Annotated in this window: 23 protein-coding genes, 1 pseudogene and 1 riboswitch; of the genes and pseudogenes, 13 read left to right on the plus strand and 11 right to left on the minus strand. The window is 73.4% G+C overall.

The features are described from left to right. Positions 1-73: 73 nt before the first annotated feature. Positions 74-236, minus strand: a riboswitch (cobalamin riboswitch). Positions 237-375: 139 nt separating this feature from the next. From ACZ3ZD_RS26070 to ACZ3ZD_RS26080, 3 genes are all read right to left on the minus strand, one after another. Beyond that, entirely contained in the window at positions 376-603 is a 228-nt protein-coding gene (locus ACZ3ZD_RS26070; protein WP_467401849.1) for a hypothetical protein, read from the minus strand. Positions 604-636: 33 nt separating this feature from the next. After that, entirely contained in the window at positions 637-1890 is a 1254-nt protein-coding gene (locus tag ACZ3ZD_RS26075) for an inorganic phosphate transporter (protein WP_467401852.1), read from the minus strand. 143 nt (positions 1891-2033) lie between these two features. Then, complete coding sequence (locus ACZ3ZD_RS26080; protein ID WP_467401855.1) at positions 2034-2891, minus strand: lysozyme; 858 nt, start codon at positions 2889-2891, stop codon at positions 2034-2036. Positions 2892-3093: 202 nt separating this feature from the next. On the opposite strand from ACZ3ZD_RS26080, the gene ACZ3ZD_RS26085 reads away from it, so the two are divergent. From ACZ3ZD_RS26085 to ACZ3ZD_RS26095, 3 genes are all read left to right on the plus strand, one after another. Next, positions 3094-3810, plus strand: a complete 717-nt coding sequence (locus tag ACZ3ZD_RS26085; protein WP_467401858.1) for a class II aldolase/adducin family protein — start codon at positions 3094-3096, stop codon at positions 3808-3810. Positions 3811-3940: 130 nt separating this feature from the next. Beyond that, complete coding sequence (locus ACZ3ZD_RS26090) at positions 3941-5068, plus strand: alpha/beta hydrolase (protein ID WP_467401860.1); 1128 nt, start codon at positions 3941-3943, stop codon at positions 5066-5068. A gap of 167 nt (positions 5069-5235) precedes the next feature. Next, positions 5236-6654, plus strand: a complete 1419-nt coding sequence (locus tag ACZ3ZD_RS26095) for a hypothetical protein (protein WP_467401863.1) — start codon at positions 5236-5238, stop codon at positions 6652-6654. Between the two features lie 65 nt (positions 6655-6719). Here ACZ3ZD_RS26095 and ACZ3ZD_RS26100 read toward each other — a convergent pair whose 3' ends face one another. After that, positions 6720-7136, minus strand: coding sequence for a VOC family protein (locus ACZ3ZD_RS26100; protein WP_467401866.1), 417 nt, complete (start codon positions 7134-7136; stop codon positions 6720-6722). A 189-nt stretch (positions 7137-7325) separates the two neighbouring features. Here ACZ3ZD_RS26100 and ACZ3ZD_RS26105 point away from each other — a divergent pair, with 189 nt between their 5' ends. From ACZ3ZD_RS26105 to ACZ3ZD_RS26120, 4 genes are all read left to right on the plus strand, one after another. Then, entirely contained in the window at positions 7326-8030 is a 705-nt protein-coding gene (locus tag ACZ3ZD_RS26105) for a PQQ-binding-like beta-propeller repeat protein (protein ID WP_467401869.1), read from the plus strand. A gap of 93 nt (positions 8031-8123) precedes the next feature. Then, entirely contained in the window at positions 8124-9722 is a 1599-nt protein-coding gene (locus ACZ3ZD_RS26110) for an ABC-F family ATP-binding cassette domain-containing protein (protein WP_467401871.1), read from the plus strand. Positions 9723-10056: 334 nt separating this feature from the next. Then, entirely contained in the window at positions 10057-10278 is a 222-nt protein-coding gene (locus ACZ3ZD_RS26115; protein ID WP_004002281.1) for a helix-turn-helix domain-containing protein, read from the plus strand. 116 nt (positions 10279-10394) lie between these two features. Continuing rightward, a complete protein-coding gene (locus ACZ3ZD_RS26120; RefSeq protein WP_467401873.1) occupies positions 10395-11198 on the plus strand; it encodes an enoyl-CoA hydratase/isomerase family protein in 804 nt (267 codons plus the stop codon). Positions 11199-11276: 78 nt separating this feature from the next. Here the strand turns inward: ACZ3ZD_RS26120 and ACZ3ZD_RS26125 are convergent, their stop codons facing one another. The 5 genes from ACZ3ZD_RS26125 to ACZ3ZD_RS26145 form a co-directional block, all read right to left on the minus strand. Continuing rightward, the gene (locus ACZ3ZD_RS26125) at positions 11277-12032 is read right to left on the minus strand and encodes an SDR family oxidoreductase (protein WP_467401875.1); all 756 of its coding nucleotides are present in this window, start codon (positions 12030-12032) and stop codon (positions 11277-11279) included. Between the two features lie 5 nt (positions 12033-12037). Continuing rightward, entirely contained in the window at positions 12038-13822 is a 1785-nt protein-coding gene (locus ACZ3ZD_RS26130) for a glycoside hydrolase family 15 protein (RefSeq protein ID WP_467401878.1), read from the minus strand. 83 nt (positions 13823-13905) lie between these two features. Beyond that, complete coding sequence (locus tag ACZ3ZD_RS26135; protein WP_467401881.1) at positions 13906-14703, minus strand: SURF1 family cytochrome oxidase biogenesis protein; 798 nt, start codon at positions 14701-14703, stop codon at positions 13906-13908. 49 nt (positions 14704-14752) lie between these two features. Further along, positions 14753-14986 carry a hypothetical protein gene (locus ACZ3ZD_RS26140; protein ID WP_078894583.1) on the minus strand — a complete coding sequence of 78 codons (234 nt, stop codon included), beginning with the start codon at positions 14984-14986 and terminating at the stop codon, positions 14753-14755. Between the two features lie 98 nt (positions 14987-15084). After that, positions 15085-16068, minus strand: a complete 984-nt coding sequence (locus ACZ3ZD_RS26145) for a DEDDh family exonuclease (RefSeq protein ID WP_467401887.1) — start codon at positions 16066-16068, stop codon at positions 15085-15087. A 193-nt stretch (positions 16069-16261) separates the two neighbouring features. On the opposite strand from ACZ3ZD_RS26145, the gene ACZ3ZD_RS26150 reads away from it, so the two are divergent. Both ACZ3ZD_RS26150 and ACZ3ZD_RS26155 read left to right on the plus strand, forming a co-directional pair. Continuing rightward, positions 16262-16972 carry a VIT1/CCC1 transporter family protein gene (locus ACZ3ZD_RS26150; protein ID WP_467401889.1) on the plus strand — a complete coding sequence of 237 codons (711 nt, stop codon included), beginning with the start codon at positions 16262-16264 and terminating at the stop codon, positions 16970-16972. A 133-nt stretch (positions 16973-17105) separates the two neighbouring features. Then, positions 17106-18149 carry a zinc-dependent alcohol dehydrogenase family protein gene (locus ACZ3ZD_RS26155; RefSeq protein ID WP_467401892.1) on the plus strand — a complete coding sequence of 348 codons (1044 nt, stop codon included), beginning with the start codon at positions 17106-17108 and terminating at the stop codon, positions 18147-18149. 63 nt (positions 18150-18212) lie between these two features. On the opposite strand, the gene ACZ3ZD_RS26160 is transcribed toward ACZ3ZD_RS26155, so the two are convergent. Beyond that, positions 18213-19598, minus strand: coding sequence for a CoA transferase (locus tag ACZ3ZD_RS26160; protein ID WP_467401894.1), 1386 nt, complete (start codon positions 19596-19598; stop codon positions 18213-18215). Positions 19599-19664: 66 nt separating this feature from the next. Next, positions 19665-21191 carry a S8 family peptidase gene (locus ACZ3ZD_RS26165; RefSeq protein WP_467401897.1) on the minus strand — a complete coding sequence of 509 codons (1527 nt, stop codon included), beginning with the start codon at positions 21189-21191 and terminating at the stop codon, positions 19665-19667. 284 nt (positions 21192-21475) lie between these two features. Here ACZ3ZD_RS26165 and ACZ3ZD_RS26170 point away from each other — a divergent pair, with 284 nt between their 5' ends. The 4 genes and pseudogenes from ACZ3ZD_RS26170 to ACZ3ZD_RS26185 form a co-directional block, all read left to right on the plus strand. Continuing rightward, on the plus strand, positions 21476-21832 hold the full coding sequence (locus tag ACZ3ZD_RS26170; protein WP_467401901.1) for a DUF485 domain-containing protein: 357 nt from the start codon (positions 21476-21478) through the stop codon (positions 21830-21832). Further along, positions 21829-23454, plus strand: a complete 1626-nt coding sequence (locus ACZ3ZD_RS26175; protein WP_467401904.1) for a solute symporter family protein — start codon at positions 21829-21831, stop codon at positions 23452-23454. The genes ACZ3ZD_RS26170 and ACZ3ZD_RS26175 overlap by 4 nt, the downstream gene beginning before the upstream one ends. 170 nt (positions 23455-23624) lie before the next feature. Further along, positions 23625-24614, plus strand: coding sequence for a GTP 3',8-cyclase MoaA (gene moaA / locus ACZ3ZD_RS26180; protein ID WP_467401906.1), 990 nt, complete (start codon positions 23625-23627; stop codon positions 24612-24614). Between the two features lie 45 nt (positions 24615-24659). After that, a pseudogene (locus ACZ3ZD_RS26185) lies at positions 24660-24776 on the plus strand (GTP 3',8-cyclase MoaA); the annotation flags it as partial.

Below are 24776 nucleotides of genomic sequence, written 5' to 3' on the forward strand. Positions count from 1 at the left end.
CCTGGTAGGGGTCGTCGTTCGGCAGCCGGGCATGGCGATATGTGTCCTCACTCAGGGTGTCCGCGCCCTGGTAATACGACGTGAATCGACGGTGAGAGTTCCTGGCTCCCGGGGTTCGTCTCCCCGGTGACAGTGGCGGGACCGCGCCGGATTCGCACCGGCTTCCTCTCCTGCCGCCGTAGTTGGCCCAGGCAGTCCACCACGCGCCCCAAACGACCGTCAACCTGCCTTTGACCTGGGACGCCGGACTGTGCTGAGGCCCACACCGCCGACACGCCCAGGCCCTGCCGGGCCCCGCTGGAGGGGGCGCCCGGCAGGGCCTGGGGGACGGTCCGGGACCGTCGGGGTGTGGCGGCGATGAGGTGGACGAGGCCGTCAGGACTTGGCGACGATCAGGTGGATGCCGTACGCCACCGCCGCCGCGCAGGCCGCGAAGCACACGTACGCACCGGTCACCGCCAGCCCGGCGGAGCCGCCCTGGGCCGCGGCCTTCTCGCGCCGGGCCAGGCCGTTGATGCCGAGGGTGAACAGGGCCACCAGGCCCACGGTGAACGCGAGGCTGACGCCGAAGACGGAGCCGAGGGCCGCCCAGTCGATCTTCATGGGGATGCTTCCTTCAGTAACCGTGACGCGGGGTCAGACCGTGGCGGCCGGCGGGCCGGCCGGGGCCGGTTCGGCGGGGGCGGTGGTCTGCTGCGGGAACGTGAGGCCCAGGTCGGGGGCGACCGTGCCGGTGGGCGGCGGGATCACGGCGGCGATGGCGGTGGTGACCACACCGGCCGGCTCGTCGGGCTCCTCGACCACGTTGGTGTGGTCGACGACCTCGCGGCGGGAGATCTTCCAGATCGCGGCGCTCGCGGCGACGAGGAAGACGGCGACGGCGGCGGTGCCCCAGTCACCGAGGCCGGTGACGGACTCGGCACCGGCGCCGACCAGCGCGGCGGCCGGCAGGGTCAGCGCCCAGGCGACGAACATGCGCGTCGCGGTGGACCAGCGGACCACACCGCCCTTGCGGCCCAGACCCGCGCCCATCACCGAGCCGGAGACGACGTGCGTGGTGGAGAGGGAGAAGCCGAGGTGCGAGGAGGCCAGGATGGCGGTCGCGGCGCTGGTCTGCGCGGCGAAGCCCTGGCGCGGCTCCAGGTCGGTCAGGCCCTTGCCCATGGTGCGGATGATGCGCCAGCCGCCGATGTAGGTGCCGAGCGCGATGGCCAGGCCGGCGGAGAGGATCACCCAGGTGGGAGGGTTGGAGCCGGGGGCGAGCGAGCCGCCGGCCACGAGGGCGAGGGTGATGATGCCCATCGTCTTCTGGGCGTCGTTGGTGCCGTGGGCCAGGGAGACCAGGCCGGCGGAGGCGATCTGGCCGGCGCGGTAGCCCTTGCGGGTGGCCTCGCCGTCCGCGGTGCCGCCGATGCCGTAGGAGAACCGGGTGGCCAGCAGCGAGGCCAGGCCCGCCACGATCGGCGCGGCGACGGCCGGCAGCAGCACCTTGGTGACCAGTACGTCACCGTGGACGGCGCCGAAGCCGGCGGAGGCGACGGTGGCGCCGACCAGGCCGCCCATCAGGGCGTGCGAGGAGCTGGAGGGCAGGCCCACCAGCCAGGTCAGCAGGTTCCAGAGGATCGCGCCGACCAGGGCGGCGAAGATGACCTCGGGACGGATGCCGGTCTCGTCGACGAGACCCTTGGAGATCGTGTTCGCGACCTCCACGGAGAGGAAGGCGCCCACCAGATTGAGGGCGGCCGACATGGTGACCGCGATCTTCGGCTTCAGGGCGCCTGTGGAGATGGTGGTGGCCATCGCGTTCGCGGTGTCGTGGAAACCGTTCGTGAAATCGAACGCGAGAGCGGTGACGACCACTATCGCGAGGATCAGCGAGAAGCTTTCCATTTACCCAGGCAATCGTTCGAGGTCATTGGCGGGTCGAACGTAGGCAACCTGGGTGAACGGAAGATGAACTGGGACGGGCGTGGGGGTGTCAGTAACGCGCGCGAGAGATTCCGCTTGGCCCCCTCGCCCCAGACGCCCCTTGGCTACCGGTTCCGCGCCAGGATCCGCAGCCGGCTCAGGGAGCCGTTGAAGAGATTCTGGTCACCCGGCAGCCTGCCCGCGCCGGCGTACTGCCAGAACGTCCAGTAGTGCCAGCCGCCCGGCAGCGCCCCCGGCCGCGAGGTGCCGTGCCGGGCGATCCAGAGGGGGTTGGAGGCGGAGAAGGCGCGGCTGTTGCCGGTGCACAGCTTCCACCACTGGGTCGTGGTGTAGATGACCGGGCGGCGGCCCGTCTCCCGCTTGACCTCGTCGCTGAAGGACCGGATCCAGCGCACCATCCTGGCCTTGCCCAGCCCGTAGCACTTGTGCCGCGTGCTGTACGGGTTGTACTCGATGTCCAGCGCGGGCGGCAGCGTCCAGCCGTCCGCCCGCCAGCCGCCGCCGTACCGCACGAAGTACGCGGCCTGCCGGGTGCCGGAGGACCGGTCGGGCAGGGCGAAGTGGTACGCGCCGCGCAGCAGCCCGGCCGTGCGGGCGCCCGAGTACTGCCCGGAGAAGTAGGGGTTGCGGTAGGTCGTGGACTCGGTCGCCTTGACGTACGCGAACCGGGCGCCCTTCGCCGCGGCGGCGGCCCAGTCGACGCGCTTCTGGTGCGACGAGACGTCGTGCCCCCGGGGCAGACCGGCGGGCAGTGACGTTCCTGCGGCCAGCAGGATCCCGTCCGGCCGTGCGAGGCCGACCGCCTGGGTCCCGGCCGTCCCGGCCGTCCCGACCGGTCCGGCCGGTGCCCCGGGTCCCGCCGGGCCGGCCGACGCGGGCGCGGTGCCCGCGAGGGCGAGGGCCGCGGTGGCCGCCACGAGAACACCGGCGCGGCGGCGGACAAGGGTGCGTTCACGGGCCATGCGTCTCCCCGGGGTGGCGGACGACCGCGGGCGGCGGCGGTCGTCCCGTGGGCAAGAGAGGCCATTGAAGGCCCGGGGATCGCCGCATACGGGCGGATTTCGGGCGTTTCATCACTGGATCCGCCCGTTCGGCCGTACGGTCTCCCCGCGGAAGCGGCCGATCCGACCCGCTCACCGGTGATCCGGCTGGCAGGATCACGGCATGGCCGAACCGCTGCGGAACACGGACGACGAGGCACACCGGGCGGCAGACCCGGCGGGTGAGGGGGCCGGGCGGCAGGACGTCGCCCGGCTGTGGGCGGAGGTCGTCGCGACGGCGCGCCGGACCGTCGTCGAGGGGCTCGTCGTCGGCACCTCCGGCAACGTCTCCGCGCGCACCGGTGACCTCGTGCTGGTCACCCCGTCGGGCGTCCCCTACGACCGGCTCACCCCCGCCGACATCACCGGCGTCGACCTCACCGGGCGCCAGGTGCTCGGCACCCTCGTGCCGACCAGCGAGCTGCCCATGCACCTCGCCGTCTACCGCACCACCGACGCCCGCGCCGTCGTCCACACCCACGCCGTGCACGCGACCGCGGTCTCCACGCTCGTCGCCGAGCTGCCCCCGGTGCACTACATGGCCGGCGCCCTCGGCGGCCCGGTCAGGGTCGCCCCCTACGCCACCTACGGCACCGACGAACTGGCCGAGGGCATGCTCCGCGCCCTCGCCGGCCGCTCCGGCTGCCTGCTGCGCAACCACGGCACGATCACCTACGGCGCCACCCTCGACCAGGCCTACGACCGCACCGCCCAGCTGGAGTGGATGTGCCGCCTGTGGCTGACGGCGTCCTCGGTGCCGGGCCTGACGCCGTCCCTGCTGACGGAGGCACAACTCCGCGAGGCGGGGGAACGCTTGAAGGGATACGGCCAACGGAGGTGACCCCTTGCCGAGCAGCAACCCGTTCCGCGCCAGGTGGCGGCGCGGCCTCCCGGCGGTGCCGAAACCGCCCGCGCCCGCACGGTCGGCGTTTCCGCTGGCCGACGGACGTCACCCCACCGACACTGGTGCCGTGCGCACTGTGAAGGCGACCGCCACCGCACTCACCGCGGCCCTGGCCGCCGGCACGGCCTCCGTGGTCGCCGGCCGGCTCGCCAGCGACGCCGCGCTGAAGGCACCGCCGGGCCGGCCCCTGCCCACCGAGCCCCGCCTCACCGTGCACCGCGCGGCCGCCGGGCAGATCGCGCTCACCCGCGACCTGGCCGCGCTGCGCCCCGGCATCTACGGCCTCGCCGGCGACGGCTCCCACGCGGTCGTCGGCCCCCTCCTGGACGCGGCCGCGCACAGCGCCGACACCGTCGTGCGCCGCCTGGAACGCGTCACCCACGGCGCCCTCGCCCCCGGCGACGCGGTGTGGCTCACCCCGAACGTGTACGTCGGCAACCCCCGCGCGGCCATCGGCCTGGACCACGAGGACGTCCACGTGCCCGGCGAACTCGGCCCGCTGCCCGCCTGGTTCGTGCCGGGCCACCGGGACACCTGGGTGATCGCCGTGCACGGCCTGGGCACCACCCGGGAGCAGGCCATGAACGTCATGGGCTTCCTGCACCACCGGCGGCTGCCCGTCCTCGCCCTCGCCTACCGCGGCGACCTCGGCGCCCCGCGCTCGCCGGACGGGCTGAACCACCTCGGCGAGACCGAGTGGCGGGACGTCGAGGCCGCGATCCGCCACGCCGTGCGCCACGGCGCCCAGCGGGTCGTCCTGCTCGGCTGGTCCACCGGCGCCACCATGGCCCTGCGCGCCGCCGAGCACTCCGCGGTCCGTGACCGCATCGCCGGGCTCGTCCTGGACTCACCGGTGCTCAGCTGGGAGGCCACCCTGCGGGCCCTGGCCAGGGCCCGGCACACCCCGGGGCCGCTGCTGCCGCTCGCCGTGCGGGCCGCGCAGGGCCGGGTGGGGCTGCACGCCGACCGGGTCGCCGAGATCGTCGACCCTGACGGGCTGCGGGTGCCCACCCTGATCGTGCACGGCCCGCAGGACCAGGTGGCCCCCTGGGAGTTCTCCCGCCGACTCGCCCGGCACCGCGCCGACCTCGTCGCCCTGCACACCGTCGAGCACGCCCCGCACGCGGCGATGTGGAACGCGGACCCCGCCGAGTACGAGGAACGCCTGCGCCGGTTCCTGACCCCGCTGATGTGACCCCGCCGTGACCCGCCGGTACCGGTGGGGAGCATTCCGTTTGAAGCCGTACGGCCGGCCCGACCAGGCCGCCACGACCGGTCCCGGCCCCCGTGCCTTGGCCAGCCCCGTCGCCCCCGGTGACATTCCGTTTGGGTTTTCGGACCGTCAACCGGAAGACTGCACCCGTGACGTCCCGTATCCCGCGCGACTCCAGGCTTCGACTCGTCCGACCGCGACCCCTGGCCGCCGCCCCCAGAGCTGTGAACCAGCGGCGCCCACAGCGCCCCGCACCCCGGCCGCCGGAGGGCACACCCGCCCCCGCCGAACTGGCCGTCATGGCCCGCACCGGTCTGGCCGGCGCGGCCCGGGTCGCGCGCTGGGCCGACTCCGCGCTCGGCCCCGGCCGCGCCGGCGCCACCGCCGACGGCAAGGCCACCCTGTCCGACGCCACCGCGGAGCGCGCTGCCGCCGAACTGGGCCTGACCGCCGCCCAGATCCGCGCCGACTGGGACACCGCCCGCCTCGCCGGACTGGTCGAGGTGCACGGTGACAGCGCGCGCCCCGGCTGGCGGCTGCGCGCCTGGAACCGCGACGACAGCGCCGTACTGCGCGGCTGGGTCGCCCTCTTCGACGCCTGGTCGCTCGCCTGCCCCGAGCCCGACGGGCACGAGCCGGCCGCCGTCGCCGAGGTCGTCTCGGCCATGCCGCAGGTGCTCTCCTTCCTTCAGCTCTCCGCCGGTCCCGTCCCCGTCGAGCAGCTGCTCGACCTGCTCCAGCAGCGGGTCACCGAACTGCGTACCGAACGCTGCGAGATCGCCTACGAGCCCGGCACCGGACAGCCCGCGGGCACTCCGCGCCCCGCGGAACCCGCACCCGCCGGCGACGCCCCGCTCGCCCCGCTGCTCGACTGGGCACTGCGCGCCCTCGCCTCCGTCGGCGCCCTCACCTACGGCGACGGCCAGGCCACCCTCACCCCGCTGGGCAGCTGGGCGGTCTGGGTCAAGCTGGAGCAGATCTGCGTGGCCGCGCAGAGCCCCGCCGGCAACATCGAGCAGTCCGCCGAGGACATGCTCCGCGGCTGCGCCCAGCTCCGCCCCAACGCGGCCCGCGCCGAGTACCGCGCCTGGCTCGCCGCCCGCCCCGTCGGCAGCGCCGTCACCGAGCTGATCGGCGCCGCCCGCGGCGACGACGCCCTGCTGCGGGGCCTGGCCTTCGAGGCGCTGCGCGTCGTCGGCGCCCCCGCCGAACCCGACGTACGGGCCGTGGTCGACGAGCCGGCCCTGCGGCCGTACGCGCTGCTGTGGCTCGCCGAGCACGACGGGATCGACCCGGAGGACGCCCACGAGGTGCTCACCCGGGAGGAGGCCACCTGGCTGTGGGTGGACACCGCCGCCGCCGTCGCCGACCACGGCGAGGCGCCGATGCTGGTGCGGCACCTGGAGTCCGCGGTGCAGCCCACCGTGCCCCAGCTGCTGGACGAGGTCCGCGCCGTCGGCCACCCGCGCACCGTGCAGGTCCTGGTCGCGCTCGCCGCCGCGCACCCCGACCCGGCCCTGGCCAAGGCCGTCCGCCGGGCCGCCTTCCAGGTGCACACCGGCGGCTGAGCGGCGGGGACGAGCGAGGGCGAACGAGCCGGAGACGAGCGGCGGGGGAGCGAGTGGGGAGCGCCTCAGCCGCCGGTCTCCGGGGCGTAGGTCCCGAAGCTCCAGACGTTCCCCTCGGCGTCCCGGGCCAGGTAGTCCCGCGAGCCGTAGTCCTGGTCCGTCGGGGGCATCAGGATCTCCACCCCGTGCTCCACGGCCCGCTGGTGGTGTGCGTCCACGTCGTCCACCACGACGTACACCCCGGCGGGTCCGGCGTCCGCCATCACCGTGTCGAAGAGGCCGCCGCGGCCCTTGGAGCCGAGCATCACCACGCCGCCGCCCTGGACCAGCTCGGCGTGCATCACCGTGCCGTCCTGCGTCTCGTACACCGACAGCTCGGTGAAGCCGAGGGCCTCCGTGAGCTGTCTGATCGCCGCCCTGGCGTCCGCGTACAGCAGCGTCGGACAGATGCCCGGCCGTGCTCCGCCACCCGTGCCTGCCATGCCGATCACCCCTTCGCGCATCGGTTGCGCCGTGCTCTTCGAGTCTCGCAGGCGCCACTGACAACGCCCCCGCCGAACGGGGGACTTCCGGTCCCCGCCCGCCCGGCCGCCCCGCCCGCCAGGTCGCCGGTGACTACGCTCTGCGCCTGATCCCGGACGGTGGATTCCCGTGGGAAGCAAGGGGGCAAGGTGGCATCTCCACCCCACCGTCTCGCCGCCTGCCTCCTCGCGGCCGCCGTCGCCCTCGCCCTGTTCGGCCTGGCCCGGCACGTGCGGCCCGCCCCCTACGGCGACCGGCTGCTGCCCGGCCGCTCCGGCGCGCCGCACCCGGGCCCCCCGGCCTGGTCGGTACGGGCGCGCGACGGGGCCGTGACCGGCTACGACAGCCGTACCGGGGCGCTGCGGTGGCGCTACGCGCGCGCGGGGCACCGGCCCCTTGCCGTGCTCCCCGCGCGCGGGGAGGCGATCGCGCTCTGGGACGACGGGCTGCTCACCGACACCGACGGCCGCTCCGTGCGCTGGCACCGGGCGCTGCCCGACGCGGCCGAGTGGCTCCGGGCCCAGGGCGGCACCGGCGTGCTGCGCCCCCTCGGCCGGGGCATCCTCGCGGTCGTCACCCCGCGCCGGGTCACCGCGTACCGCACCGCCGACGGCGACCTGCGCTGGGTGCTGCCCGCCCGGAAGGACTGCGCGTTCCGCCCCGAGGGCGCCGTACGGCGGGGCGCGGCCCTGCTGCTCGCCCAGCCGTGCGCGGACAGCGCCTGGACCGGGCAGCTCGTGGCCCTGGACGACCTGGGCCGGATCGCGCCCGGCCGCACCCCGCTGGGCAACGACCTGCCCCGCCCCCGCCCCGGACACCTGGACACAGGAAAACCGCTTGCCCGGCCCCGTTAGACTTGTCCCCATGGCCATTCTCCTCGCGCATTAGACGGCGGGAACGTCCTCAGCCGCCCACCCGCCAACCCCTGTACGCCCTGGAGTCTGTCCTTGATCTCCGCCTCCGGTATCGAGCTGCGCGCCGGCGCGCGCGTCCTCATCGAGAACGCCAGCTTCCGTGTCGCCAAGGGCGACCGCATCGGCCTCGTCGGCCGCAACGGAGCCGGCAAGACCACGCTGACGAAGTGCCTGGCCGGCGAGGGCATCCCGGCCGCCGGCCAGATCACCCGCTCCGGCGAGGTCGGTTACCTCCCGCAGGACCCCCGCACCGGCGACCTCGACGTCCTCGCCCGCGACCGCATCCTCTCCGCGCGCGGCCTCGACGTACTGATCCGCAAGATGCGCGAGAACGAGGAGCGCATCGCCAACGGCAAGGGGTCCACCCGCGAGAAGGCCCTGAAGCAGTACGAACGCCAGGAGACGGAGTTCCTCACCAAGGGCGGGTACGCCGCCGAGGCCGAGGCCGCCACCATCGCCGCCGCGCTGAACCTGCCCGACCGGGTGCTCGGCCAGCCGCTGCACACGCTCTCCGGCGGTCAGCGCCGCCGTATCGAGCTGGCCCGGATCCTGTTCTCGGACGCCGACACCCTGCTGCTCGACGAGCCGACCAACCACCTCGACGCGGACTCGATCATCTGGCTGCGGGACTACCTGAAGACCTACCGCGGCGGCTTCATCGTGATCTCCCACGACGTCGACCTCGTGGAGACCGTCGTCAACAAGGTGTTCTACCTGGACGCGAACCGGTCCGCGATCGACATCTACAACATGGGCTGGAAGCTGTACCAGCAGCAGCGCGAGGCCGACGAGAAGCGCCGCAAGCGCGAGCGCGCCAACGCCGAGAAGAAGGCCGCCGCGCTGCACTCGCAGGCCGACAAGATGCGGGCCAAGGCGACCAAGACCGTCGCCGCGCAGAACATGGCGCGCCGGGCCGACAAGCTCCTCGCGGGCCTGGAGGCGGTCCGGGCGTCCGACAAGGTCGCCAAGCTCCGCTTCCCGGAGCCCGCGGCGTGCGGCAAGACCCCGCTGACGGCCGAGGGCCTGTCGAAGTCGTACGGCTCGCTGGAGATCTTCACCGACGTCGACCTCGCCATCGACAAGGGCTCCCGGGTGGTCATCCTGGGCCTCAACGGCGCCGGCAAGACCACCCTGCTGCGGCTGCTCGCGGGCGTGGAGCGGCCGGACACCGGCCAGGTCGTCCCCGGTCACGGGCTCAAGCTCGGCTACTACGCGCAGGAGCACGAGACCCTGGACGCCGACCGCACGGTCCTGGAGAACATGCGCTCGGCCGCCCCCGACATGGACCTGGTCGAGGTCCGCAAGGTGCTGGGCTCGTTCCTGTTCTCCGGCGACGACGTCGACAAGCCGGCCGGGGTGCTCTCCGGAGGCGAGAAGACCCGTCTCGCCCTCGCGACCCTGGTGGTCTCCTCGGCCAACGTGCTGCTCCTGGACGAGCCCACCAACAACCTGGACCCGGCCAGCCGCGAGGAGATCCTCGGCGCCCTGCGCACCTACAAGGGCGCGGTCGTCCTCGTCACCCACGACGAGGGCGCGGTCGAGGCGCTCCAGCCGGAGCGGATCATCCTGCTGCCGGACGGCGTCGAGGACCTGTGGGGCTCCGACTACGCGGACCTCGTCACCCTGGCGTGATCCCGGGTCTGATCCACTGCGTATGGATCATTCGGCCCATCGGTGATCCATCATCTGTGTGAGACCTCCTCGTATCGGGGTGTGTCGTACACGGATTTTCCGGCCGATCCCCCCATGCTCGGGGGATCGGCCGCTCTGCCTCCTGACCTGGTATTTCGTGAATCCGCCCGCACGGAGCCGTGGACCCCACCCCTTGGAATTTCCTATTCCGCTTGTGGGGATCGGCTCCTGTCGTCACAACGATGTCCCACGGACCTTGCCGAATGGGTGGCCATCACGCCCGCTAGGGGTGATCATGAGGAGACCAGAGCGCACTTCCCATGAGGAGGCACGGGTGGCCGAGACTCTGAAGAAGGGCAGCCGGGTGACCGGCGCCGCGCGCGACAAGCTCGCGGCAGACCTGAAGAAGAAGTACGACTCCGGTGCGAGCATCCGGGCGCTGGCCGAGGAGACCGGCCGCTCGTATGGCTTCGTGCACCGGATGCTGAGCGAGTCCGGCGTCACGCTGCGAGGGCGTGGCGGAGCGACCCGCGGTAAGAAGGCCGCTTCGTCCTGACTCCGGGCGGCCATCGGCTTCGATGGTGGCCACCCGGTCGGCAGACCGACCGGCCGGGTGGTTACTGTGCAGTCACTTAGCTTTGCTCTGCTGACCGCACCCACCGGAGGCGCCCCATGGCTTCGCCCGAGCAGGACCTCGCTCCCGTACTCGACAAGGACGGCGTACGGCTCACCGTCGACGACACGCTCGCCACGGTGACGCTGACCCACCCGGCCAAGCGCAACGCGCAGACCCCCGCCCTGTGGCGGGCGCTCGCCGAGGCCGGGCGGCTGCTGCCGGGCTCCGTCCGCGTCGTCGTGCTGCGCGGCGAGGGCAAGTCCTTCTCCGCCGGGCTGGACCGCCGGATGTTCACCCCGGAGGGGATCGAGGGCGAGCCGTCCTTCATCGAGCTGGCGCGCCGTGACGACGCCGAGCTCGACAAGATCATCGCCGGGTTCCAGGAGGCGTTCGCCTGGTGGCGGCGGACCGACATCGTGTCCATCGCCGCCGTCCAGGGGCATGCCATCGGCGCCGGCTTCCAGCTCGCGCTCGGCTGCGACCTGCGGGTCGTCGCCGACGACGTGCAGTTCGCCATGCGCGAGACCAGCCTCGGCCTCGTACCCGACCTGACCGGCACGCACCCGCTGGTCGGGCTCGTCGGATACGCCCGCGCGCTGGAGATCTGCGCGACCGGGCGGTTCGTCGGTGCCGAGGAGGCGGTGGCGAGCGGGCTGGCCAACCTCGCGGTGCCCGCGGCGGAACTGGACGGCGCCGTGCAGGACCTGGCGGCGGCCCTGCTGGCCGCGCCGCGGGACGCGGTCGTGGAGACCAAGGCGCTGCTGCGTGGTGCCGTGGACCGCACGTACGACGAGCAGCGCGCGGCCGAGCGCGCCGCGCAGGCCCGGCGCCTGCGGGACCTGGCCGGCCTCGGCGACTAGCCCGTCGGCCGGCCCCCACCGCGCCGCCCACCGCATGGCGGGCGGCACGGCGGGCCGAGAGCGCTCGGGCGGCGGCCCTCAGAACCCGTGCCGTGTCCCGCCGTCCACCGGCACCATGACCCCCGTGACGTAGGAAGCCGCCGGGGACAGCAGGAACGCCGCCACCCGCCCGAACTCCTCCGGCGCCCCGTACCTGCGCAGCGGGATCCGGGACTCGTTCGCGGCCCGGGTGGCCTCCGGGTCCGCGGACCGCCCGTCCAGGTCGCGCACGCGGTCCGTGTCGATCCGCCCGGGCAGCAGCCCCACCACCCGGATCCCGCGCGGCCCCAGCTCGTCGGCGAGCGACTTGGCGAACCCGGCCAGTCCGGGCCGCAGCCCGTTGGAGATGGTCAGCCCGGGGATCGGCTCGTGCACCGACCCCGACAGCACGAACCCGATGACACCGCCCGCGTCCAGCTCGGCCGCCGCCGCGCGGGCGAGCCGTACCGCACCGAGGAACACCGACTCGAACGCGGCGCGCCACTGGTCGTCGGTGGTGTCGGCGACGAACCCCGGCGGCGGCCCGCCCACGCTCACCAGCATCCCGTGGAAGCCGCCGAAGTGCTCACGCGCGGCGGCGATCAGCCGCTCGGGCGCCTCCGCGTCGGCGTTGTCCACGGCCACCCCCACCGCGTCCGGGCCCAGTTCCGCGGCGGCGCCGGCGACCTGCTCCCCGTCCCGCCCGGTGACGACCACTTTCGCCCCGTCGGCGAGGAGTTGCCGCGCGGCGGCGTTGCCCAGCCCCCGGGTGGCTCCGGTGACGACGTACACCCGGTCCTTCAGTCCAAGATCCATGGCCCCTATCCTGCCCCCTCTTCCCCGTACAGGGTGAGGGCGGTGTTCACGAGGCCGATGTGGCTGAACGCCTGCGGGAAGTTGCCCAGCTGGCAGCCGTGCACGGGGTCGTACTCCTCGGCCAGCAGCCCGACGTCGTTGCACAGGCCCACCAGCCGGTCGAACAGTTCGCGCGCCTCCTTCGTCCGGCCGGTCAGGTGGAGCGCGTCGGCCAGCCAGAACGAGCAGGCGAGGAAGGCGCCCTCGCCGCTCGGCAGTCCGTCCACCACCGAGTCCTCGGTGTCGTAGCGGCGCAGGAAGCCGCCGTGGCCGAGGTCGTCGCGGATCGCGTCGACCGTGCCGACCACCCGCGGATCGTCCGGCGGCAGGAACCCGACGCGCGGGATGAGCAGCAGCGCGGCGTCCAGTTCCCGCGAGCCGTAGTACTGGGTGAAGGTGTTCCGGTCCGGGTCGAAGCCCTTCTCGCACACCTCCCGGTGCACCTCGTCGCGCAGGCTGCGCCAGCCCTCCAGGTCGCCGCGCAGCTCAGGATGGCGCTCCAGGGTCCGCACGGCCCGGTCGGCGGCCACCCACACCATCACCTTGCAGTGCACGAACTGGCGCCGGCCGCCGCGCACCTCCCACAGGCCCTCGTCCGGCTGCCGCCACACCGTCTCCAGGAACGTCATCAGCGAGCGCTGCAGGGCCCACATGTGCGGCTTGGGGGGCAGTCCGGCGGCGCGGGCCAGCGACAGCGAGTCCATCACCTCGCCGTAGACGTCGAGCTGGAGCTGCTCGACGGCCCCGTTGCCGATGCGTACGGGGGAGGAGCCGGCGAAGCCGGGCAGCCACGGCAGCTCGCTCTCCCCCAGCCGCCGCTCGCCCGCGACGCCGTACATGATCTGCAGGTCGGCCGGGTCGCCGGCGACCGCGCGCAGCAGCCAGTCGCGCCAGGCCCCGGCCTCCTCCTGGAAGCCCATGGACAGCAGCGCGCCGAGGGTGAGGGTGGAGTCGCGCAGCCAGCAGTACCGGTAGTCCCAGTTGCGCACGCCGCCCGGCTTCTCGGGCAGCGAGGTGGTCGCCGCGGCGACGATCCCGCCGGTCGGGCCGTAGGTGAGCGCCTTCAGGGTGATCAGGGAGCGGACGACGGCGTCCCGGTACGGCCCGTCGTACCGGCACCGGCGGGCCCAGCGCCGCCAGTCGGTGACGCTGGACTCCAGCGCCTCGTACGGGTCGATGAGCGGCGGGCGCTTCTCGTGCGAGGGGTGCCAGGTGAGCACGAACGCGACCCGCTCGCCCTCGGCGACGGTGAACTCCGAGTGGGTGCCGAAGTCCTCGCCCCAGGTGTGCACGGGCGGCTCGGAGCGCAGCCAGGCGGAGTCCGGCCCGGCGACGGCCACCCGGTGCCCGTCCGCGCGGCGCACCCACGGCGTGATCGAGCCGTAGTCGAAGCGGAGGCGCAGCGTGCTGCGGACGGTGACCCGGCCGCTGACGCCCTCCACGATCCGTACGACGTCGGGGGCGCGCTCGCGCTGCGGCATCAGGTCGGTGACGCGGACCGTGCCCTCGTCGGTCTCCCACTCGGTGTCCAGGACGAGGGTCTCCGGCCGGTAGGCGCGGCGGGTGCAGACCTCCGCCCCCGCCGGTGCGATCCGCCAGTAGCCGTGGTCCTCGTCGCCCAGCAGCCGGGCGAAGCAGGCGCCGGAGTCGAAGCGCGGCAGGCACAGCCAGTCGATCGAGCCGTCCTTGCCGACCAGGGCCGCGGTCTGCTCGTCTCCGATGAGTGCGTAGTCCTCGATGCGCGCGTTCACGGGATGCGGTTTCCCGGCAGGCCAGGGGGCCAATCAGGTGGTGCGCCCGGGGGAGTGACTCCGGCGCGTGCAGGGGGGCGCGCTCAGACCGCGGCCGGTGCGCTCTCCCGCGGCTGCCGCTCGGCCGCGGCCTCCTCCCGGTCGCGGATCTCCCGGCGTACCAGGAACCACCAGCCGACCGGGACGGCCGCCGCGAACAGCCACCACTGGATCATGTACGCATAGTTCAGCGGGGCGTCCTCGCTGCCCGGGTCGGAGATCTGCTCCGGCGAGCCGCCCTTGGCCGCGGGCGCCGTCTGCTGGATGTAGCCGCCGAGCACCCGCGCGTCGAGCCGCCGCGCCTCCTCGGCGCTGTTGATCAGCATGATCTGCCGGTCGGGCAGGCCCTCGACGTTCTTGATGCCGCTCGCCGCGGTGGTCTCGTCGGCCATGAGCCGCCCGGTGACGGTGGTCCGGCCGGCCGGCGGGGCGGGGATCTTCGGGAAGGCGGTCTGCGCGCCGTTCGCGGGGATCCAGCCGCGGTTGACGAGCAGCACCCTGCCGTCGGCGAGGACGAAGGGGGTGAGGACGTGGAAGCCGACCTCGCCGTCGGCGTTCGTACGGCGCCGGACCACGACCTCCTTCGCGGTGTCGAAGGTGCCGGTCGCGGTGACCGTGCGGTACTTCTCGGTGCGGGTCACCGCGTGCCCGGGGGAGGTCAGCCGCTCGACCGGGACCGGCTTCGCGTGCAGCGCGGTGGAGACCAGGTCGTTGCGGGCGGTGCGTTCCTCGTACCGGTGCTGCTGCCAGAAACCCAGCCGGATCATCGTCGGGATCAGCGCGATCGCGACGAGCGTGAGGATCACCCACTGGCGGGACGACAGGAAGCGGTAACGGTGCACCCCACGACGGTACCTCCGGGGCGCGGGGTGCATTCAGGCGGGTACCGGGTCACACCCGGTCGACGATGCCGGTCCTCCCCTCCTGGCGGGCGCAGTGCGCGCCGCAGTACCAGTGGCCCTCCACCTCCACGCCCTGCCCGATGATCTGCACCCGGCAGTGCTCGCAGATCGGGGCCATGCGGTGGATCGCGCAGGAGAAGCAGTCGAAGACGTGCACCGCGCCCTGCGCGTGCACCTCGAAGGACATTCCGTAGTCGTTGCCGCACACTTCGCATGTCGCCATGGGCCACAGGGTGGGCGTCGGCCGATCACGCGGCGAGCGGGCGCCGGGTGAGTCGTCGGGCAATCACCCGTTCGGACGACCCCTGGACGCGGGCCCGGCTATCCGTCGGCGGGCTCGACATCCCCCAGCAGCTGCCCGAACGCGGCCTCGTCCACGACCGGCGTGCCGTACTGCCGGGCCTTGACGGTCTTCGACGTGCCCGAGTCCGGGTCGTTGGTCACCAGCAGGCTGGTCAGCCGGGAGATGCTCGTGGCGACATGCAGTCCGGCCTCGGTGGCGCGGTCCTCCAGCAGCTCCCGCTCGGTCGAGGTGTCGCCGGAGAAGGCCACCCGCATGCCCTGTTTGAGACGTTTGCCGTCCTCGTAGCGCCCCGGGTTGGGGTAGGGGCACGCGGGCCTCCTGCGGGACGGGCGCCAACCCCCGGGCCGGTAGGCGCCGTAGCCACCCGACGACTGCCGGGGCACCGGCCGGTCCGACCACTCCGTCAGCGGCAGGCACTCCAGCAGCGGCAGCCGTACACCGCCCTCGGCCGCGGCCAGCAGACTGGGCCGGAACGCCTCCGCCAGCACGCGCGCGTCGTCCAGCGCGTGGTGCGCCCGCTGCTGTACCACCCCGAAGTGCGCGGCCAGCGACTCCAGTTTGTGGTTGGGCAGCGGCAGCCCCAGCTCCTTCGACAGGGCGATGGTGCACAGCCGTTGCCGCACCGGCGCCTGGCGCCGCACGCGCGCGTACTCCCGCGCGATCATCTGCCAGTCGAAGACGGCGTTGTGCGCGACGAGCACCCGGCCGTCCAGGCGGGCGGCGAACTCCTCGGCGATGTCCCCGAACAGCGGAGCGCCTTCGAGGACATCACTCGTCAGACCGTGTATCCACACCGGCCCCGGATCCCGCTCCGGGTTGACCAGCGTGTACCAGTGGTCCTCGACCTCACCGCGCGCGTCCAGCCGGTAGACGGCCGCGGAGATGATCCGGTCGTCCCGGGCCAGGCCGGTGGTCTCCACGTCAACGACCGCGTATCCCTGGGGATACACGGCCGGCCACTGGGTGGGGGAGGACACTGCGGTCGCACGGTCTTCGAGCATGGTCACTGAGGATACGGGCCACGACTGACAGCGCGGCCCCTCAGGTCCCGGCCGCACGCGCCCCGGCTCGCCCTCCTGCTCGTCCACCGCACGCACGCGCGTGTGCCGCCGGCCTCGCCTCTGCCGAACACCGGTGCCCCGCCCGGGGCGTCGGTACGGCGGCCGTGTCCGCCGGGGTGTCATCCTCCCTGCTGTGACGGAACCCACCCACGACGAGGCCCACGGCGGCGCCCTCGGTTCCCGGCTCAACTGGCTCCGCGCGGCCGTGCTCGGCGCGAACGACGGCATCGTCTCCACCGCGGGACTGGTCGTCGGAGTGGCCGGCGCGACCGGCAGCCGGGCCGCCCTGCTCACCGCCGGACTGGCCGGCCTGCTCGCCGGCTCGATGTCCATGGCGGCCGGTGAGTACGTCTCCGTCTCCACCCAGCGCGACTCCGAGATGGCCGCGCTGGCCCTGGAGAAACGGGAACTGCGCGAGCAGCCCGAGGCCGAACTGCGGGAGCTGACCGACCTGCTGGAGGCGCGCGGCCTGTCCCACGCGGTGGCCCGCGAAGCCGCCGAACAGCTCACCGCGCGGGACGCGTTGCAGGCCCACGCGCGCGTGGAGCTGGGCATCGACCCGGACCAGCTCACCAATCCCTGGAACGCGGCCTGGGCGAGCTTCCTGTCGTTCACCGCGGGCGCGCTGCTGCCCCTGCTGGCCATCGTCCTGCCCCCGGCCGCCTGGCGCCTGACCGTCACCGTCGTCTCCGTCCTCGCCGCCCTCGCCCTCACCGGCTGGTCCAGCGCCCGCCTCGGCGCGGCGGACCCGAAGCGGGCGGTCCTGCGCAACGTGGCGGGCGGGGCGCTGGCGATGGCGGTGACGTACGGGGCGGGAAGCCTGCTGGGGGCGACGGGGCTGTGACCCGGCCGGGCCCGTGCGCCGGGCCCGGTACCTCGCCGCGCGCCCCGCGCGGGGGGCGACGTACCGTGAAGGGCGCCCACACCCCGGGCGTGCCCTCCACCTCGCACGACCCCGCACGAGAAGGATTCCCGCCATGCGCGCCACCACCATCCACGCCCCCTACGACATGCGTGTGGAGGAGGTGCCCGAGCCCGTCGTGCAGTTGCCCACCGACGCCGTCGTGCGGGTGCTGCGGGCCTGCATCTGCGGCAGCGACCTGTGGGCGTACCGGGGCGAGGCGGCCCGGCAGCCGGGGCAGCGGATCGGCCACGAGTTCCTCGGCATCGTGGAGGAGGCCGGCTCCGACGTGAGCACCGTCCGCCGCGGCGACCTGGTGGTCGCGCCCTTCATGTGGTCCGACGGCGTCTGCGCCTACTGCCGGGAGGGTCTGACGACGTCCTGCGAGCACGGCGGCTTCTGGGGCTCCGTCGGCTACGACGGCGGCCAGGGCGAGGCCGTCCGCGTGCCGTTCGCCGACGGCACCCTGGTGGGGCTGCCCAAGGACGCGGCCTCCGACGAGCGCCTGCTGTCCGCCCTGCTGACCCTGTCCGACGTCCTCGGCACCGGCCACCACGCCGCCCTCGGCGCGGGCGCCCGGCCCGGTGCCACGGTCGCCGTCGTCGGTGACGGCGCGGTCGGCCTGTGCGCCGTCCTGGCCGCCAGGCGGCTCGGCGCCGAGCGGATCATCGCGCTCGGCCGGCACGAGACCCGTACCGGCATCGCGCGCCGGTTCGGCGCCACCGACGTCGTCGCCGAGCGCGGGGACGCGGCCGTCGAGGCCGTCCGCGAGCTGACCCGCGGGCAGGGTGCCCACTGCGTGGTGGAGGCGGTCGGCACGGAGCAGTCCATGCGGACGGCCGTCGGCATCACCCGTGACGGCGGCGCCATCGGCTTCGTGGGCGTGCCCCACGGCAGCGGCACCGGCCTGGACCTCGGCGTGATGTTCGACCGGAACATCGCGCTGCGCGGTGGCGTCGCCCCGGTCCGCGCCTACATCCCCGACCTGCTGCCGGACGTCCTCGACGGCACGATCGACCCCTCGCCGGTGTTCGACATGACCGTCGACCTCGCGGGTGTACCCGCCGGCTACCAGGCCATGGACGAACGCACCGCCCTCAAGGTGCTGGTGACGGCATGACCGGCGGCACCGGCCGCGGCCACACCATGGACTGAGTCAAGGGCTGGATCAACGTCGTCCACCTCACCGCCACGCGGCCGGGTGCGAACCCCACGGCACCGGGGGCCGGGACCAGCCGGTGGGGCCGCCGGTGAAGGACACGGCCGGACGGGCGTGCCGCAGCCGGCCCAGCGGGCCGTCCGTCTCGGCCAGCCAGTCCTCCGGGCCCGGATAGGGCGCGGACGGCGGGCCCTCGGCCGGGACCGGCCGGATGCCGTGCGTCAGCCAGTGGGCGGTCCGGGCCAGCGCCACCCGGACCAGCCGGCTCCCGCCCTCGTACGACTGCTCGGTCAGGGCCCGCAGCACGGCCGCCGCCAGCAGATAGCCGGAGCCGTGGTCCAGGGCCTGCGCGGGCAGCGCGCCGGGCCGCCGCGCCGTGCCCTCGGTCACCGCGATGCCGGTCGCGACCTGCACCAGGCTGTCGAAGCCGCGCCGCCCGGCCCACGGCCCGTAGCCGCCCCACGCCGACACCTGGGCCACGACCAGTCCGGGGTGCCGTTCGGCCAGCGCGCGCGGGGCGAGGCCGAACCGGTCCAGGGCGCCCGGCCGGTACCCGGTCACCACGACGTCGGCCCCGCTCAGCAGCTCCTCCAAGGTGTCCCGGTCGGCGGCCAGGTCGAGCGTGGCGGACCGCTTGCCGAAGCCCGTGTCGGCCTGCTGGTCCGGGAGTTCGGGCAGCCACGGCGCGTCCACGCGCAGGACGTCCGCGCCCAGCAGGGCCAGGGTGCGGGTGGCGACGGGGCCCGCCAGCACCCGGGTCAGGTCGAGGACCCGCAGTCCGGCGGCGGGCAGCAGGGGAGCGGCGGCCGGGTCCAGGGGCGCCGGCACGCGCGCGGGAGCCGCGTCCAGCCGCGCACGCTCCACCAGCGGCCGGGCGGCCACCTCGGCGGCCTGCGGATGCGCCTGCCACTCCTCGGGCGTGCGCAGGGCCACCGCGAGACCGCCGGCGCCGTAGACGGCCTCCTCGGTCTCCCGGGCGGAGCGCTCGGCGAGCCGGCCGGCGACCTCCTCGGCCGAGGCCTGCGCCGGCAGGCCCAGCACACCGAGCAACCGCGCCCGGTGGTGCGGGTAGTTGGCGTGGGTGCGCACCCAGCCGTCGGCCGTGCGCCAGAACCGCGACAGCGGCGCGAAGGTGTCCGGCGTCCGGCCGTCGACCTTCAGGAGCCGCTCGCTGTGGAAGGCGGCGGCCACCGCGCCGTCGTCCACGGTGACCGCCGGCACCTCCGCGAGTCCGGCCCGCAGCGCCCCCAGCTCGGCGGCGGCCAGCGCGCACGCGCTCACACACGCGCGGGCCAACTCGCGTACGGGCAGCCGCGCGGCGAGCACGTCCCGGCGTACGACGGCCGGGACACGCCCCGCCGAACCGGGGCGCCCGCCCACGGCCTCCCATGCGTCATTGATTGCTGTCATTACTACACTATGCAGTATTGATTCAATCAATATGGAGCGGGACGGGGGTCAAGCTGCTCGGCGCTGTCACCTGACCGCGCGCAGCGCGTTGACCACCCCGAAGCCGTAGAAGCCGTTCACCCGCTCGCCGCCGACGCAGGTCGCGTCCACCACCCCGTCCCCGTCGCCGTCGTACGGCTCGGCCGGGCAGCCCGGGTTGTCCGCCTCCGCCTTCAGCAGCGCCCGCAACTGCGCCGGAGTGGCGTGCGGATGCGCCGACTTGAGCAGCGCGGCCACCGCGGCCACGTGCGGCGAGGCCATCGAGGTGCCCTGCAGGAAGCCGTACTGGTCGTTCGGCAGGGTGGACAGGATGCGCCCGTTCCGCGACGGCGTGTCCGGCACCTGGTACTTGTCGCCGCCCGGGCCCGCGACGTCGACGACACCCTGGCCGTAGCTGGAGTAGTACGCCTTGGCGCCCTTCACGCCCACGGCGCTCACGGTCACCACACCGGGCAGCTGGGTCGGCACGTCGAAGCACTCGTGCGGGTCGATGGTGCGGGTCCGCGCCGTCGAGTCGTCGGGACTGGAGTCGTCCACGATCGCGTCGGCGTCCAGGTCGTCGTTGGAGTTGCCCGCCGAGGCCACGTTGAGCGTGCCCTTGCGCTGGGCGTACAGCTGGGCCCTGTTGACCGCGTCAACGATGGCACGTTGATCGGGGTCGTCCATGCAGTTGTACATCCATGGATCCACGTAGTAACTGTTGTTGGTGATCTCGATGCCGTGGTCCGCGGCGAACACGAACGCGCAGACCACGCTCTCCGGATAGAACAGAGAGGTCGCGTCCGGCTGGGCCACCGTGATGCTCGCGACCTTCACGCCCGGCGCCACACCGGCCACACCTGTGCCGTTGCGGGCGGCGGCTATCTCACCGGCCACATGGGTGCCGTGGTAGTGGTCGGCGTCCACCGGCCGCCACGCGCCGTACGTCGTGTCCGCCTTGCCGCTCACGCAGTTCGCCGACTGGGAAGCGGAGAAGTTCGGGGCGATGTCCGGGTGGGTGTCGTCGACGCCCGTGTCGATGACACCGACCGTCACGTTCCGGCTGCCCGGGTTGATCTTCGCGGCCCGGTCGGCGCCGATCGCCCGCAGATCCCACTGGTCCGCCTCCAGCGGCTCCTCGCCCGCCGCCGCGCCGGACGCGAGCCGCGCCTGCTCCGCCCGGGACAGCACCTGCACCGACCCCTCGTCCGTCGTCCCCGCCGCGCTGAGCGGCGCGGTACGGGTGGCGCCCGCCGAGTCGACCCCGCGCACCGCCCGCATCCGCGCCCCGAAGTCCGGGTTCGCGGAGTGGACGACGATGACGCCGATCCGGTCGTAGGAGGCCACGACCGTACCGCCGTTGCGTACCGCCTCCCGCCGCACGGACTCGACCGTGCGGTGGTCGGCGCGGGTGTTGACCACGTAGGCGAGATTCGGGCCGTCCGCCGCCCGCGCCACCGTGCCCGCGGCGGGCGCCGCCGAGGCCGCCGACGGCAGGAAGCCGAGCGAGGCGGTCAGTGACAGCGCGACCGGCACGGCGAGCGCGAGGCGGCGTCTGGAGCGCAGATGAGCCATGGGATCTCCCCATCATCCGGATACGGAACCGCCCGGAACACGCTTCGTGTTCGGGCAGGTACATGACGAGTGGTGCAGGCCGAAGCTATCTGCCGGACCCGATCTCCGAAAGGGCGCGACGGAGTTGAACCGCCCCGCGCGCGGCGCCGTGACCGTCGACGGAGGGCCCGGCACCACCGCGGCCCCTACCGGGATCACCTGACGGAATCGGCCGGCCACTGCCGGTAACGTGACCCCGGTCCTGTGAGGCCAGACAGCGCATGCCCGTGACGCGAGGAGAGCCCGTGGCTACCGAGACGCCGCCACCCGCCAAACCCGAAACCCTTCTTCCCTCCACCGAGGAGTTCACCGAGGTGCAGCGCAGCGCGGAGTTCGGTGAACTGCGCCGCGCCCACCGCTCCTTCGCCTTCCCCCTGACCATCGCCTTCATCGCCTGGTACCTGCTGTACGTCCTGCTGTCGAACTACGCGGGCGGCTTCATGGGCACCAAGGTGGCCGGCAACGTCAACGTGGCCCTCGTCCTGGGCCTCGCCCAGTTCCTCACCACGTTCCTCATCGCCTGGTGGTACGCCCGCCGCGCCGCCACCCGCCTCGACCCCAGGGCCGAGGCCATCAAGTCCCGGATGGAGGGCGGAGCATGAGCCCCGTTCAGCACACCCTGCTGGCCGCCGGCGAGGCGAGTGAGCACCGGACGCTGATCATCACCCTGTTCGCGATGTTCGTCGCCGCGACCCTCGTCATCACCGTCTGGGCCGGCCGGCAGACCAGGGACGCCGCCGACTTCTACGCCGGCGGACGGCAGTTCACCGGCTTCCAGAACGGCCTCGCCGTCTCCGGCGACTACATGTCCGCCGCGTCCTTCCTCGGCATCGCCGGCGCCATTGCCCTGTTCGGCTACGACGGCTTCCTGTACTCCATCGGCTTCCTCGTCGCCTGGCTGGTCGCGCTGCTCCTGGTCGCCGAGCCGCTGCGCAACTCCGGCCGCTACACGATGGGCGACGTGCTCGCCTACCGGATGCGCCAGCGGCCCGTCCGCACGGCCGCCGGCACCTCCACGATCGTCGTGTCGATCTTCTACCTGCTGGCCCAGATGGCCGGCGCCGGCGTCCTCGTCTCCCTGCTCCTCGGCATCACCAGCGACGGCGGCAAGATCGGCATCGTCGCCCTGGTCGGCGTACTGATGATCGTGTACGTCACCATCGGCGGCATGAAGGGCACCACCTGGGTCCAGATGGTCAAGGCGGTCCTGCTGATCATCGGTGCCCTGCTGCTGACCTTCCTGGTCCTGCTCAAGTTCGACTTCAACATCTCGGACCTGCTCGGCAAGGCCGCCGACAACAGCGGCAAGGGCAGCGCCTTCCTGGAACCCGGCCTGAAGTACGGCGCCACCGGCACCACCAAGCTGGACTTCCTCTCGCTCGGCATCGCCCTGGTCCTGGGCACCGCCGGCCTGCCGCACATCCTGATCCGCTTCTACACGGTCCCCACCGCCAAGGCCGCCCGGAAGTCCGTCATCTGGGCCATCGGCCTGATCGGTGCCTTCTACCTGATGACCCTCGCCCTCGGTTTCGGCGCCGCCGCGCTCATCAAACCGGACGAGATCATCGCCTCCAACAAGGCGGGCAACACGGCCGCCCCCCTGCTGGCACTCCACCTGGGCGGCACCGACTCCGACTGGGGAGCCATCCTGCTCGCCACGATCTCCGCGGTCGCCTTCGCCACCATCCTCGCGGTCGTGGCCGGACTGACCCTGGCCTCCTCTTCCTCGTTCGCGCACGACATCTACGCCAACGTCATCAAGAAGGGCCGGGCCACCGAGAAGCAGGAGATCGGCGCGGCCCGCTGGGCGACCGTCGGCATCGGCGCCGTCTCGATCGTCCTCGGCGCCCTGGCCCGCGACCTGAACGTGGCCGGCCTGGTCGCCCTCGCCTTCGCGGTCGCCGCCTCCGCCAACCTGCCGACCATCCTCTACAGCCTGTTCTGGAAGCGGTTCACCACCTCCGGCGCCCTGTGGTCGATCTACGGCGGCCTGGTCACCGCGGTCGGCCTGGTGCTGTTCTCCCCGGTGGTCTCCGGCAAGCCGACCTCGATGTTCCCGGACGTCGACTTCCACTGGTTCCCGCTGGAGAACCCCGGCATCATCTCCATCCCGGTCGGCTTCCTGCTCGGCGTCGTGGGCACCCTGCTCTCGAAGGAGACTCCGGACGCGGGCAAGTACGCGGAACTGGAGGTGCGGTCCCTGACCGGCACCGGAGCGCACTGACCGTGCGGCACCGGCGACCGCGTCGTGCGGGACTGTACGGTCCTACGACGCGGTCGCACCCACCTCGTGGGATCGGTCGCTGTCGTTGTCGGCGGCGTCACGTAGGCTCGCAGGTGCCGGACGAAACCGCGCCCGGCGGAGAGTGAGCGACCGGGAGGGGAGGGGCCCACATGCTCATCGACACCTACGGCCGGGTGGCCACCGACCTCAGGGTCTCGCTGACCGACCGGTGCAACCTGCGCTGCACCTACTGCATGCCCGAGGAAGGCCTGCAGTGGCTGGCCAAGCCCGACCTGCTCACGGACGACGAGATCGTCCGGCTCATCGGCATCGCGGTCCGCACGCTCGGCATCGAGGAGGTCCGCTTCACCGGCGGCGAACCGCTGCTGCGCCCGGGCCTGGTCGGCATCGTCGAGCGCGTCGCCGCCCTCACCCCGCGCCCGCAGATGTCCCTCACCACCAACGGCATCGGCCTGAGGCGCACCGCGAGCGCCCTGAAGGCGGCGGGCCTGAACCGGGTCAACGTCTCCCTGGACACCCTCCGCCCCGACGTCTTCAAAACCCTCACCCGCCGCGACCGCCACAAGGACGTCCTGGAGGGCCTGGAGGCCGCGCGCGAGGCCGGGCTCACCCCCGTCAAGGTCAACTCGGTCCTGATGCCGGGCCTGAACGACGACGAGGCCCCGGACCTGCTCGCCTGGGCGGTGGAGCACGACTACGAGCTGCGCTTCATCGAGCAGATGCCCCTGGACGCCCAGCACGGCTGGAAGCGCGAGGGCATGGTCACCGCCGGCGACATCCTCGCCTCCCTGCGCACCCGCTTCACCCTCACCCCGGAGGGCGCGGACGCGCGCGGCTCGGCACCGGCGGAACGCTGGCTGGTGGAGGGAGGCCCGCACCGGGTCGGCGTGATCGCCTCGGTCACCCGGCCGTTCTGCGCCGCCTGCGACCGCACCCGCCTCACGGCCGACGGCCAGATACGCACCTGCCTGTTCGCCACCGAGGAGACCGACCTCCGCGCGGCCCTGCGCTCGGGCGCCCCGGACGAGGAGATCGCCCGTATCTGGAAGGTGGCGACGCGGGGCAAGAAGGCCGGCGCGGGCCTGGACGACCCGGCCTTCGTCCAGCCGGACCGCCCGATGTCCTCGATCGGCGGCTAGCGCCCTGCCCTCACGACCTCGTCTGGGTGCGGGTCGCCGGGCCGGCCGTCAGAGGAGATCGCCCGCATCTGGAAGGTGGCGACGCGGGGCAAGAAGGCCGGCGCGGGCCTGGACGACCCGGCCTTCGTCCAGCCGGACCGCCCGATGTCCTCGATCGGCGGC

It is taken from the genome of Streptomyces sp. NPDC023481 (genome assembly GCF_055560195.1).